Source organism: Microbacterium xylanilyticum (assembly GCF_054654695.1).
Genome location: NZ_BAAIEN010000002.1, coordinates 4,050,497 through 4,063,162, shown reverse-complemented (window position 1 = coordinate 4,063,162; position 12,666 = coordinate 4,050,497). Strand labels below are relative to the sequence as shown.

Sequence of the window (12,666 nt, the reverse complement as noted above, 5' to 3'; positions counted from 1 at the left end):
GGCTCGTCGCGCACGGCTTCCCCTACCGCGACTCCGCCGAGAAGGCGTACTCCACCGACGCCAACATCTGGGGCGCCACGCACGAGGCGAAGACCCTCGAGCACCTCGACGTCTCGCTCGAGACCGTCGACCCGATCATGGGCGTGAAGTTCTGGGATCCGTCCGTGGCCATCGAGACCGAGGACGTCACGGTCACGTTCGAGGCCGGCCGTCCCGTCGCCCTCAACGGCGTCGAGTACCCGGATCCGGTCGCGCTGGTGCAGGAGGCGAACGCCATCGGCGGCCGGCACGGCCTGGGCATGAGCGACCAGATCGAGAACCGCATCATCGAGGCGAAGTCGCGCGGCATCTACGAGGCCCCGGCGATGGCGCTGCTGTTCATCGCCTACGAGCGCCTCGTCAACGGCATCCTCAACGAGGACACGCTCGCGACCTACCACGAGCAGGGCCGCCGCCTCGGCCGCCTGATGTACGAGGGCCGCTGGCTCGAGCCGCAGTCGCTCATGCTGCGCGAGTCGATCCAGCGCTGGGTCGGATCCACGATCTCCGGCACCGTCACGATCCGCCTGCGCCGCGGCGACGACTGGACGATCCTCGACACCGTCTCCCCGAACCTGTCCTACGGCCCGGAGAAGCTCTCCATGGAGCGCGTCGGCGACGCCGCGTTCGGCCCGGTCGACCGGATCGGTCAGCTCACGATGCGCAACCTCGACATCGCCGACTCGCGCGCCCGCCTGGAGCAGTACGCGGGCCTCGGCCTCGTCGGCGGCGCCACCGGCGAGCTCGTCGGCCGGGTGACCGCGGGCGAGGCGAACGAGATCACGGAGTCGGTCGAGGGCACCACCCTCGCCGAGACCGAGGAGGCCCTCGCCGACGCCGTCGACCTCGCCAGCGAGGGCGCCGCGTTCGACACCGGGACCGACTGAGCACAGACGCACGCGAGGGGATCCCGGACCGACGCCCGGGATCCCCTCGTCGTCTGCGTGCTCCCGCTCGTCCTCGCGCCGCGGATCCGGACCCGGCACTTGTCCGCGGGTCGTGACGGGATCAGACTGATCTCGCATTCCCGCGGGGCGAAGGGAGCACGCGTGTACCGCAAGACCCTCTATGCGGGGTGGTCCGACATGGACTTCAACGCGCACATGAAGAACACCGCCTACCTCGACAAGGCTGCGGACGTGCGGCAGATGTATCTCATGGAGCACGGCTTCCCGGTCGAGGAGTTCCGCCGGCGCCGGTTCGGCCCCGTGGTGCGCAAGGACGAGGTCGAGTACTTCAGCGAGATCCATCTCCAGGAGCAGATCGTCGTCACCTACGCGCTCGCCGGACAGTCGCAGGACGGGAGCCGCTTCCTTCTGAGGCATGAGTTCTACCGCCCGGACGGCCGTCTGAGCGCGACCGTGACGAGCTCGGGCGGCTGGCTCCACCTCGACGAACGGCACCTGATCGCGCCGCCCGCCGAACTGCTCGCCGCGATGAACTCCCTGGAGCGCACCGCGGACTTCGCCGAACTCCCGTCGAGCCTGCGGGCGCGGGCAGATCCGCCGGGATCCGCGCCTGCACCGCAGAAGCCCCTCACCGATCAGGGCTAGAAAAAAGGGATTCGGTTATCTTTCCAGAAGATCAGTGATATCCTTTTCGGATGATCGCCGTCATCCTGGACATCGTCGGATCCCGTGCGCTCGACGACCGAGCGGGCGCGCAACAGGCCCTCGACGAGGCTGTCGCGCGGATCGAAAGAGATCGGCCGCTGTCCGCGAGCCCACTGCGGCCGACCGTCGGCGATGAGCAGCAGGGGATCTATCCCACCCTCGACGCGGCGCTCGCGGCGCTGATCCTGCTACGCCTCACGCTGCCCGAGGACCTCGACTGCCGGTTCGGCGTCGGCATCGGGCCCGTCGAGGAGATCGCCTCGGCCGCCGGGGAGATCCCGGAGGGGCCGGGCTGGTGGGCCGCACGCGCCGCGATCGAGCGGGTGCACGCCCTGCAGCGCCGCGCCGTCCCCGGCGCCCGCACCTGGGTGGTCGCGCACGAGGCCCAACCCGAGGCCGACCACCTCCTCGCACGCCAGGCGAACATCGGCCTGCTCGCCCGGGACCAGCTCATCACCGGCATGAGCGCACGCACCCGGCGGCTCACCTACGGGCGCTGCCTGGGAGTCTTCCAGCGCGACCTCGCCGCCGCCGAGGGCATCACCCAGCCCGCAGTGTCGCAGGCCCTCGCCACGTCGGGCGCGGGCGCCATCATCGAGGCCTTCAGCCTGCTCACGAGCCGAGCCCGGTCATGAGCCGAGCCCGGTCTTGACGTGTTCGGGAGGAGAACCCTTGTTCGGGAGGAGCGTTCCCGGTGAGATCTCCTCCCGAGGATGAGAACTCCTCCCGACCGGTGACGCTGGACCCGCAGTACGCGACCAGAGAGGCGTCAGGATCCAGACCCTTCACGGCGTAACTTGCACACTGTTGTGCAGGATAGCGCTACACTGGAGACGTGACCGACACCACCGCACCCCGCCGCCAGCGCCGGGACGCCGCTGAGAACCGGGCGGGCATCCTCGCTGCAGCCTCGCAGACCCTCGCCGCGGATCCGCACGCCTCCGTCGACCAGATCGCTCGCGCAGCCGGCCTCAGCCGACGCGCCCTGTACGGGCACTTCGACGACCGCACGGCGCTGGTGCACGCCCTGGTCTCGGCCGGCGCCGCACGGTTCAACGCGATCGCGGAGCGCGTCGACGACCCCGACAGCCGCATCGCCCTGGCGCGCCTCACCGCCGACCTCTGGCGCGAGGCCGCGCACGTGCAGGTCGCGGCCGCGATCGCCCTGGACGAGGCGCACGTCGAGGCGACGGCGACCGCCCTGGCCCCGCTGCGGCGCGTGCTCGCCGCGCTCGTGCGCCGCGGCCAGGAGGCCGGCGAGCTGCGGCAGGACATGACCGCGCCGACGCTCGCCCGCCTCATCGAGGAGAGCGCCCGCACCGTGGTCACCCGCACCGACGCCTCCTCCCCGGTGGCCGGCGGCATCGCCGTGCGAGCCGTGCTCAGCATCGCCGGACTCGGCTGGCGGGAGATCGACGCGCTGCTCGCCGCCCATCCGGAACTCGGCGCGGCCGCCCCGGCCGACGGCGCGGCCGCCCCTGCCGATACGCTGGCCACGATTCCCGCCGAGGAGGACCGCGCATGAGGATCGCCGTGCACGACGTCAGCAAGGGCAAGAACGGCCGCGCGCTGCCCGCCACGTCCCTCGAGATCGAGACCGGCCACGCCCGGTTCGTGCTCGCCGAGACCGAGCTGCGCCCCACCGTGCTGGGTCTCATCGCCACCGGGCGGATGAAGCCCGACACGGGCGAGGTCACGATCGACGGCACCCGCAACGACCGGGAGCTGCGCCGTCGCATGGCGCTCGTCGACGCCCCCGAGGTGAGCGACCCGCACCCCGGCGTCACGCTGGCCGCCGTCGTGGGCGAGGAGCTCATGTTCGCGGGGCTTCCCGCGACCCCGCTGCACGCGCGGCGCTGGCTCGAGCAGATCGGCTTCGCCGAACTCGCCGCGCACCCGATCGGCACCATCAAGCCGTCCGTCCGGGTGCGCGTGCTGGCCGAGCTCGCCGTGCTGCGCGACGATGTCGAGGGCTTCGTGCTGGTCTCCCCCGACCGGCACGGCGGCCGCCCGGAGGGCTGGTGGCGCATCGCCTCGGAGTTCGCCGACCGCGGTTTCGCCGTGCTCGTGATCGTCGGCGGTTCCGCCGCGGCGGTCATCGAGCAGCTCCCCGAGGCGCTCGAGACGGACTACCCGACCAACGCGACGATGCCCGTGCGCCCGCTCGCAGACATCACCGGATCCACCGCTGCGATCGACGCGGATCCGGATGCCGCTGAAGCCTTCGAGGAGGAGCCTCCAGTCGCTGAGGAGGCGCCCCCGATCGCTGAGCCCGTCGAAGCGACCACCCCGCCCGAGCCGGTCGCTGAGCCCGTCGAAGCGACCACCCCGGACCAGGCCCCTTCGACAAGCTCAGGGACCGGCACAGGCTCAGCGACCACCCCGGACCAGGTCCCCTTCACAAGCTCAGAGACCGATCCCGAAACGACCGACACCGACACCGACACCGCGAACGGAGCAGAGCGATGAAGATCCCCGCGATGATCGCCGCCGAGCTGCGCCGGCTGACTGCGACGCCGATGGCCGTGATCGCCCTGATCGCGCTCATGGCGGTGCCGGTGCTGTACGGCGGGCTCTACCTCTGGGCGAACCAGGATCCCTATGGCAAGTTCACCGAGGTGCCCGTCGGTCTCGTCGTCGACGACGCCGGCGCGACCTCGGACGGAACCACCACGAACTACGGCGAGAAGGTCGCCGACAACCTCGTCGAGGGCAAGGCGTTCGACTGGCAGCGCATGAGCGCGCCGGCCGCGCGGGCGGCCCTCAAGAACGGCGACGTCGACTTCACCGTCACGATCCCGAAGACGTTCTCCGAGGCGCTGCTCTCGTCGTCGGGCACGAACCCGCACCAGGCGCGCATCGAGCTCGAGACCAACGACGCCAACAACTATCTGGCGTCGTCGATCGGATCCGGCGCGGTCGAGAAGATCCGCCGCTCCGTCGCCGAGATGGTGGGCCAGGAGGCCGCGGACAAGCTGCTCACGGGCCTCAGCGAGGTGCGCGACAAGCTCGGTGAGGCCGCCGACGGCGCCGGCAAGCTGTATGACGGAGCCCAGACGGCGGTCAGCGGCAGCGGTCAGCTCGCCGACGGCACGGCGCAGCTGGCCGACGGCGCCGCGCAGCTCGCCTCGGGCACGGCGCAGCTGGCCGACGGTTCGCAGCAGCTCGCGAACGGCGCCGCGACCCTGGCGGACGGCGCGCAGCAGGTGAGCGACGGCAACCGGCAGATCGCGCAGTACGCGGACGAGGCCGGATCCCTCGTGCAGCAGGCGACCGACACCCTCCCTCAGGTGCGCAGCGACATCGCCACAGCCCTCGCGGACCGGGGCATGTCGCAGGCCGACATCGACGCCGTGCTGGCGAAGCTGGATCCGCTCGGCGACCGGCTGCGCAGCGGCAACGACACCGTGCAGGGCGCGGTCGGCAAGATCGACCAGCTCGCCGACGGCGCCGCCCAGGTGGCGTCCGGCAGCGCGACGCTCGCCGACAAGTCGCAGCAGCTCGCGAACGGCGCGCAGACTGCGGCGAACGGCGCGGCGGCGCTGAGCACCGGTGCGGCGAGCGCGCGCGACGGCGCGAAGAGCCTGCACGACGGCCTCGGCACCCTCGCCGACGGCATCGGCACGCTGCGCGACGGCCTGAAGGCGGGAGTCGACGCGATCCCCGCCTCCACCCCGGAGCTGCGCGAGCAGCAGGCCAAGACCATCGCGAACCCCGTCGACGTGTCCAGCGACAAGGTCGCGGCGGCCAAGGACTACGGCCAGGGCCTGGCGCCCTTCTTCGCCGCGCTGGCCGGATGGATCGGCATCTACGCCCTGTTCCTCATCATCAAGCCGATCTCGCGGCGCGCGGTGACCGCGCTGCACTCCCCCATCCGGATCACGCTGGCCGGCTGGCTGACCCCCGCCGGATTCGGTGCGCTGCAGATGGTGGGGCTGCTCGGCGTGCTCGCCTGGGCCCTCGGCTTCACGTTCCAGAACGGCTGGGGCGCGCTCGGGATCATGGTGCTGGCCTCGGCGACGTACGCGGCGATCATCCTCGCGCTGAACGTGTGGCTGGGTTCCGTGGGGCAGTTCATGGGACTCGTGCTCATGGTGCTGCAGCTGGTGACCGCCGGCGGCACGTTCCCGTGGCAGACGCTTCCGGCGCCGCTCGCCGCGCTGCACCACGTGCTGCCGATGGGGTACGTCGTCGACGCCATGCGCCAGCTCATGTACGGCGGTCAGGTGTCCCGCGCGATGACGGATCTGAGCGTGCTCGGCATCTGGCTGGTCGGCGCCCTGCTGCTCGCGATGGTGGGCGTCACCCGGATGACGCACAAGCGCACCCTGCGCGACCTGCAGCCCAGCCTCATCGGCTGACGACGGGGAGCAGGCCGACGCGGACGGCTCTCGACGCCGGCTCTTCCGAGGAGGACCGGCGTCGAGCGCCGCGTCCATGCTCAGCCGCGCGGCGAGCGGCCCGGCGTCGCGTCCTCCAGCGAGCGGAGCATCGCGGTGAACGCGGGCTTCGGCGTGTAGTCGTCCTCGAAGATGGTCGCCCAGCCCTCGCCGGGGAAGACCGCGGGCACCCACGAGTTCGCGTCCGGGAAGCCCCACACCGTGAACGAGGTGCAGGCCGACACGTTCAGGCACGCCTGCAGCATCGCGTCGTAGCGGTCGGTCTGCGTCGCGACCTGCTCCGCGGTCGGAGCGGTCTCTCCGGGCAGGAGCGGGATGCGGACATCCGCCTCGGTCACCGCGACCTGAAGCCCCAGGGCCGCGAACCGCTCGAAGTTCGCCTGCAGCGTGGTGTCGTAGCCGTACTTCAGGCTCAGGTGCGCCTGCGCGCCGAATCCGCCGACCGGTGCGCCGTCGGCGAGCATCTGCTGAACCAGCGCGTAGTACGCGTCGGTCTTGGCGTTGATCCCCTCGGCGTTGTAGTCGTTGAGGAACAGCACCGCGTCGGGATCCGCCTCATGCGCCCAGCGGAACGCATCCTCGAGGAGGGCGACCGGATCGCTCGCACAGGCCTTCAGGAACGGGTTCGCCTCGGTGCGCAGCCGCACCCCACCGGCATCCCAGGTGTCCTGGAAGATCTCGTTCGCGACGTCCCACTGGTAGATCTCGCCCTTGAAGTGCCCCACCACCGTGCTGATGTGGTCGTGCAGCACCGCGCGGGCGTCCTCGCAGGTCCACGTCTTGCTCGCCTCGGTGACCCACGCCGGGTTCTGGCTGTGCCAGAGCAGCGTGTGCCCGCGCACCTGCTGGTGATTCGCCTTCGCGTACGCGACGAGCGCGTCCGCCGAAGCGAAGTCGTAGACGTCGGGAGACGGGTGGATCGACTCCCATTTCATGTCGTTCTCGGGGGTGAGCGACGAGAACTGGGCGCCCAGCACCTGCTGGTACGCGGTCGGCGCGGCCGGGTCGTATCCCACCAGTTCCTTCTGGCCCCACACGGCTGTGCCGATGGCGAGGCCCTTCGGCGCCTGCGCCCGCAGCGTGGACTTGTCGGAGCGGCTGTAGGGCGGCGGCGCCGCGTCGGCGGCCCCCGCGCCGCACACGGGCAGCACGAGGGCTGCGGCAGTGGTGACCGCAAGAAGCAAGCGCGTCGATCGGCGCATGGAGATCTCCTGACTTCATCGTCGGCACGGGTGGCGCCCGCGCCACCCATATGTTGTTGGTAACAACGAAAGGTAGCGGCGGGTGGCAGGGGCGTCAACCCCCGCCGCGAAGGCGCCTCGGCCCCGAGCTGTGCGCGAGCCGGGCGCTAGGATGCGATCACGTCTCACGAACTGCGACGTGATCCTTCCGGACGTGAGACTCCGTGCCACGCGAAGGAGCGTCATGCCGTCAGCCGAACCCACCGTGGGACCGCGCCGGCGCGCCGGCCGGATCATCGGACGCGCGGCCTTCGGCGTCATCGCGGGAGCTCTGGTGCTCGTCACGGCCGCCGCGCTCTTCCTGGTCTGGACGGCGCAGCGCTCGTTCCCGCAGACGTCGGGCGAGCTCTCGCTGAAGGGGCTCCACGCACGGGTCACCGTGCAGCGCGACGACCGGGGCATCCCCACCGTCACCGCCGACGACGCGCACGACCTGTTCTTCGCGCAGGGCTTCGTGCACGCGCAGGACCGCTTCTGGGAGATGGACTTCCGTCGGCACGTCACGAGCGGGCGCGTGGCCGAGATCTTCGGCGCCACGCAGGTGGCCACCGACGAATTCCTCCGCACCCTGGGCTGGCACCGGATCGCCGAGCAGGAGGTCGCAGCCATGGACGCGACCACGCGGGGCTACTACCAGGCGTATGCGGACGGCGTGAACGCCTACCTCGCCGACCACCGCGGCGCCGACGCCTCCTTCGAATATGCCGTCATCGGCATGACCAACCCCGGCTACACGATCGAGAAGTGGACGCCGGCCGATTCCGTCGCATGGCTGAAGGCGATGGCCTGGGATCTGCGCGGCAACATCGAGGACGAACTCGCCCGCGCACTGCTGGTGCCCACGGTCGATGCGGCCACGATGAACGAGATCTACCCCGCGTACCCCTTCGACACCCACCCCGTGATCGTGCCGACGATCACCCCGATGGACCAGACCGGCGGAACCGGCGCCGCGAGCGCGCGGATCGGCTCGGCGCTGACGGCCTCCCCCTCCGGCGCTGCGACGGGGCCGGCGGTCGAGGGCACGACGGCGACGCGGTCCGCCGTGCATTGGACGACCGCGAGCAGCACGCTCGCGGCGGTGCAGACACTGCTCGGGAACCCGGGCGAAGGCATCGGATCCAACTCCTGGGTCGTGTCCGGATCCCTCACCGCGAGCGGCAAGCCGCTGCTCGCGAACGACCCGCACCTCGGCGCCTCGCTCCCCTCGGTCTGGTACCAGATGCAGCTGCGCTGCCGCACGGTGAGCACGGCCTGCCCGTTCGACGTCAGCGGGTTCTCGTTCTCCGGGCTCCCCAGCATCGTCATCGGGCACAACGCCGACATCGCCTGGGGCTTCACGAACCTCACCACAGATGTGACCGACCTCTACCTCGAGAAGATCGACGGCGACACCGTGTGGCGCGACGGGGTGCGCGTGCCGCTGCAGAAGCGCACCGAGACGATCAAGGTGGCGGGCGGCGCCGACGTCCCGCTCACGATCCGGGCGACGGCGCACGGCCCGATCATCTCGGGCCTGACGGACGACACCACGGCGCTGGCGAAGAAGCCCGTCGTGGGCCGCGCCGACACGGCGTCGCCCGGCGGCGAGACCGGCGTCGCGCCGGATCCCGCGATCGACGCGCTTCCCGGCGAGTACGCGGTGAGCCTGCGGTGGACCGCGCTCGACCCGGGCACGACCGCCACGGCGATCTTCGCGATGAACACCGCGAGGGACTTCGCCGGCTTCCGCCATGCCGCGTCGCTGTTCGACGTGCCCGCGCAGAACCTCGTCTATGCCGATCGCAAGGGCAACATCGGCTACCAGACGCCGGGACGGCTGCCGGTCCGCGGTGCGGGCAACGGCTATCTGCCGCAGCCCGGATGGTCCAGCGCCTACGACTGGACCGGCTGGATCCCGTTCGACGACCTCCCGGTCTCGTACAACCCCGAGGCGGGATACATCGTCACGGCCAACAACGCGATCGTGCCCGACAGCTACCCGCACTTCCTCTCCCGCGACTGGGACTACGGCTACCGCGCCGCCCGCATCGCCGAGTTGATCGAGCGCACCGCGCAGCAGCATCCGCTCACGGCCCAGGACATGCGCGACATCCAGTTCGACCAGCAGAGCTGGATCGGCAAGCGGCTCGCCGCGGCCGTGGTCGAGGTGCCGGCGCTGCAGCATGGTCGGGGCGCGCGAGGCACCGGGATCCGGTCGGCGGTCTCGCTGCTGAAGACGTGGGACGCGCAGGTCACGGCCGACTCCCCCGCCGCGGCCTACGCGAACGTGCTCTGGCAGCGCCTCGCCCTGAACGTCTTCGCCAACCGGGAGCATCCGCTGCCGATGGACGGGCAGGGTCGGCTGTTCACCGTGGTCGGGGCCATGCTCGACCACCCCGACGACCCGCTGTGGACCAACCCGAAGCTCGGCGTCGCCGGACGGGACGAGATGCTGGCCCTGGCGGCGGAGCAGGCGTACGACGAGCTCGTCACGGCGCAGGGTGCGGATCCGTCCCGGTGGAGCTGGGGCGCCCTGCACGCGATCACGCTCACGCACCAGACCCTCGGCAAGAGCGGCATCGCGCCGATCGAGTGGCTGTTCAACCGCGGCCCGTATCCAGTGGGCGGCGGCTCCTCGGTCGTCGATGCCACGGGCTGGGCGCTCGGCGGCTCCTACGCGACGACCACGGTGCCGTCGATGCGGATGGTGGTCGACCTCTCCGACTTCGACGCGTCGACGTGGAACCATCTCACCGGGGCCAGCGGTCACGCCTTCAGCCCGCATTACACGGATCAGGCCGAGGACTGGTCGCATGGTGTCCAGTCGCCGTGGCCGTTCTCTGCCAAGGCGGTCGACGCGGCGACCGTGGACACGCTGGTGCTCGCCCCGCACGGCTGAGCACCGCTCCGCATCGCGCCCTCCCGCACCATCCCGAGCGCCCTGAACGGTGTCACTCGTCGGCGTTCGGGGGGCTGCCGTCGGGGCGCCCCAGGATTCGCAGGACGCCGGAGAGCCGCTGTTCGGCGGCAGCGGCGGCTGCGCGGACGGCTGCGCTGAGCGGCTCCATCAGTTCACCGCCGAGCTCCGTCGGGACCGGCCCTCCGGCGGCGTCCGTGAGAAGCCGCGCCCGGCCCGTCCGCTCCAGATCGGAGATGTGATCGCGCACCTTCCGGGAGTCGAGGTGCAGCACCTCGGCCGCGGCGTCGTGGTCGCCGAGGTGCGCGGTGAGCACGAAGGCAGCGCTGGCCATGACGAGGTCGACGCGTGCCGGAGTGCCATCGCGCCCGTGGCGGTGACGCTCTGGCGCTGTCGGGCGTTCATAGGCGGCCTCCGGTTCGACGACGGGTGGGACCGACGGCGTCCTGCGGGAGCCCCCTCCCGCAGGACGCGCCGAGCAGCGTGCCGACGCTGACCGGGCCGCGAGTTCGGCGAGGACGGCCGCGTGTGCGGCGTCGTCGCAGTGCAGGGCGAGCGCCGTGACGTCGTCCGCGATCATGCGTCGCACCGCCTCGCCGATGTCGCGGCGCCGCTCGTCGCCCTCCCCCGGGAACGCCGTCGCGAGGGCGACGTCGCGACGATGCGCCGCGTCCTCGATGCCGCGGCGCACCCGCGGCGGGAAGTTCGAGCGGACGTACGCGGTCTCCGGGTGGCCGATGAAGCCGATGCGGCGATGTCCGGCGTCGGCGAGACGGTCGACGGCGAGCGCCGCCGCCGCCTCGAAGTCGAGGTCGACGCAGACCAGGCCCTCCACGTCGTCGGGCACCCCGATGAAGACCGTCGGAACGTCGATCGCGCGCGAGAGCGCGACCCGGTCGTCCTCCGGCGCGACATCGAGTACGAGGATCCCGTCGACGAGTCCGCTGGCGGACACCCGGCGCATCCCCGCCGACGCCTCGGCATCGGTGAGCAGCAGGATGTCGTAGTCCTAGCGGCGCGCGGCGATCGACGTCGCGAGGACGAAGCTCATGTGCGTCGGCGCGTGCGTGTCCGGGCGGAACGGCTCGGTGAGGGCGAAGATGTGCGTACGACGCCCGGCGAGCATCCTCGCGCCGGCGTTCGGCTCGTAGCCGAGCCGCGCCGCAGCCCGTTCGACCCGCTCCCGCGTGGCCGGCGAGATCGAGCGCTTGCCGCTCAGCGCGTAGGAGACGGTGCTGATCGACACGCCGGCGGCCTCGGCCACCTCATGGATCTTCGCCATCGTCGTCTCCGGGCTTCTTCGATCGGTACGGGTTCGCGCTGGTGAAGCGCTTCGACGATCGACACTAGCGAGCGTTCCGACGGCACGCAAGAGTTTTGTTGTTTACTTCAACTTATGGGCCGCACGCATCCGGATCCGGCCCGCCTACGCTGGACGCGTGCAGCAGACGACGGTCGAGGACGTGCGGATCGCCTGGGCGCGCGCTGCCCCTCACGACCGCCGTGAGACTGGCCGGATGCTGCTTCGGGCGCTGGCCGGCGAGCTCGCTCCCGGGTGCAACCTGCGGATCGAGCAGCGCTGCCCGGTCTGCGGCGGTCCGCACGGTCGTCCGGTGCTGCCGCATGCCCCCGTGCTCGCGAGCGTGGCGTACGCGGATCCGTGGGCGATCGTCGCCGTCGCCTCCGACCGCCTCGCCTCCGCGATCGGCATCGACGCCGAGCGTGCCGGCGCGCAGCCTGATCTCGCCGCCCTGTTCGCCCCGGCTGATTCGCCGGATCTGCGCGGCTGGACCGCGATCGAGGCGGTGCTCAAGGCCGACGGACGCGGACTGATGGTGCCTCCGGACCAGGTGCGGCTCCTCCCGGACGGGAGGGCGACGGTGCCGGGCGGCGACGCGTACCTCGTGCTCCCGGTCGTGGCGGATCGGGGAATGGTCGTCTCGCTCGCTCTGCGGAGCTGATCGGCCGAGCGCTCGCGAGCGGGCTCTCAGCGCGTGGTGCCTGCCGCCCACCAGATCAGCAGCACCGTGGCGAGGAAGCCGCACAGGTAGTTGAGCACGAGGAATCGGCGCCACCCTCTGTTCGCCTCGGCCGAGCGCTCGTCGCCGATCGAGCGGTAGGGCCACACCGCGAGCAGGTACGGTACGGCGAGCGCCGCGCCGCAGGGTCCTGGCCACGGCGTGAACAGCATGAGCACTCCCGCCAGCATCCACATCGCCATCGCGAACCGCACGGTCCTGGCGGCGCCCAGCACGGTCGCGATGGACGCGATGCCGCCCTCGCGGTCGGGAATCACGTCCTGCACGGCGCCGAAGGCGTGGCTGGCCATTCCCCAGGCGAAGAAGGCGATCAGCATGAGCACCAGCCCCGGCGTCGGAGCCGCGTGCGCGAGCACGAGCCCGTAGACGGAGCGTGCCGTGGGGGACGACGTCGCCACGTCAGCAGGTGCACGAGCGCGCAGGGCAAAAGGAAAG

12 protein-coding genes are annotated in these 12,666 nt (G+C 71.3%); 8 read left to right on the top strand and 4 right to left on the bottom strand.

The features are described 5' to 3' along the window. The 6 genes from ACYQ1L_RS20120 to ACYQ1L_RS20095 all read left to right on the top strand — a co-directional run. Nucleotides 1-926, top strand: a 926-nt coding sequence (locus ACYQ1L_RS20120) for an adenine nucleotide alpha hydrolase family protein (RefSeq protein WP_460005737.1), incomplete at its 5' end; no start/stop codon positions are given. Between the two features lie 162 nt (nt 927-1,088). Then, on the top strand, nt 1,089-1,592 hold the full coding sequence (locus ACYQ1L_RS20115) for a thioesterase family protein (protein WP_460005736.1): 504 nt from the start codon (nt 1,089-1,091) through the stop codon (nt 1,590-1,592). Nucleotides 1,593-1,642: 50 nt separating this feature from the next. Then, nucleotides 1,643-2,287 carry a SatD family protein gene (locus ACYQ1L_RS20110; RefSeq protein ID WP_460005735.1) on the top strand — a complete coding sequence of 215 codons (645 nt, stop codon included), beginning with the start codon at nt 1,643-1,645 and terminating at the stop codon, nt 2,285-2,287. 200 nt (nt 2,288-2,487) lie between these two features. Further along, nucleotides 2,488-3,177 (top strand): TetR/AcrR family transcriptional regulator, encoded by a 690-nt coding sequence (locus ACYQ1L_RS20105; protein WP_460005734.1) that lies wholly within the window; start codon nt 2,488-2,490, stop codon nt 3,175-3,177. Further along, nucleotides 3,174-4,121, top strand: coding sequence for a P-loop NTPase family protein (locus ACYQ1L_RS20100; RefSeq protein WP_460005733.1), 948 nt, complete (start codon nt 3,174-3,176; stop codon nt 4,119-4,121). The genes ACYQ1L_RS20105 and ACYQ1L_RS20100 overlap by 4 nt, the downstream gene beginning before the upstream one ends. After that, nucleotides 4,118-6,013: a YhgE/Pip family protein gene (locus tag ACYQ1L_RS20095; RefSeq protein WP_460005732.1), complete on the top strand. Its 1,896-nt coding sequence runs from the start codon at nt 4,118-4,120 to the stop codon at nt 6,011-6,013. Before ACYQ1L_RS20100 ends, ACYQ1L_RS20095 begins: the two co-directional genes overlap by 4 nt. Nucleotides 6,014-6,093: 80 nt before the next feature. On the opposite strand, the gene ACYQ1L_RS20090 is transcribed toward ACYQ1L_RS20095, so the two are convergent. Further along, nucleotides 6,094-7,254, bottom strand: a complete 1,161-nt coding sequence (locus ACYQ1L_RS20090) for an endo-1,4-beta-xylanase (protein ID WP_460005731.1) — start codon at nt 7,252-7,254, stop codon at nt 6,094-6,096. Between the two features lie 223 nt (nt 7,255-7,477). On the opposite strand from ACYQ1L_RS20090, the gene ACYQ1L_RS20085 reads away from it, so the two are divergent. Beyond that, on the top strand, nt 7,478-10,174 hold the full coding sequence (locus tag ACYQ1L_RS20085) for a penicillin acylase family protein (RefSeq protein ID WP_460005730.1): 2,697 nt from the start codon (nt 7,478-7,480) through the stop codon (nt 10,172-10,174). 52 nt (nt 10,175-10,226) lie between these two features. Here the strand turns inward: ACYQ1L_RS20085 and ACYQ1L_RS20080 are convergent, their stop codons facing one another. Next, complete coding sequence (locus ACYQ1L_RS20080) at nt 10,227-11,147, bottom strand: LacI family DNA-binding transcriptional regulator (RefSeq protein WP_460005729.1); 921 nt, start codon at nt 11,145-11,147, stop codon at nt 10,227-10,229. Nucleotides 11,148-11,201: 54 nt separating this feature from the next. Further along, nucleotides 11,202-11,474, bottom strand: a complete 273-nt coding sequence (locus tag ACYQ1L_RS20075) for a LacI family DNA-binding transcriptional regulator (protein WP_460005728.1) — start codon at nt 11,472-11,474, stop codon at nt 11,202-11,204. 157 nt (nt 11,475-11,631) lie between these two features. Here ACYQ1L_RS20075 and ACYQ1L_RS20070 point away from each other — a divergent pair, with 157 nt between their 5' ends. Beyond that, nucleotides 11,632-12,153 carry a 4'-phosphopantetheinyl transferase family protein gene (locus ACYQ1L_RS20070; RefSeq protein WP_460005727.1) on the top strand — a complete coding sequence of 174 codons (522 nt, stop codon included), beginning with the start codon at nt 11,632-11,634 and terminating at the stop codon, nt 12,151-12,153. 26 nt (nt 12,154-12,179) lie between these two features. On the opposite strand, the gene ACYQ1L_RS20065 is transcribed toward ACYQ1L_RS20070, so the two are convergent. Continuing rightward, on the bottom strand, nt 12,180-12,629 hold the full coding sequence (locus tag ACYQ1L_RS20065; RefSeq protein ID WP_460005726.1) for a UbiA family prenyltransferase: 450 nt from the start codon (nt 12,627-12,629) through the stop codon (nt 12,180-12,182). Nucleotides 12,630-12,666 lie beyond the last annotated feature (37 nt).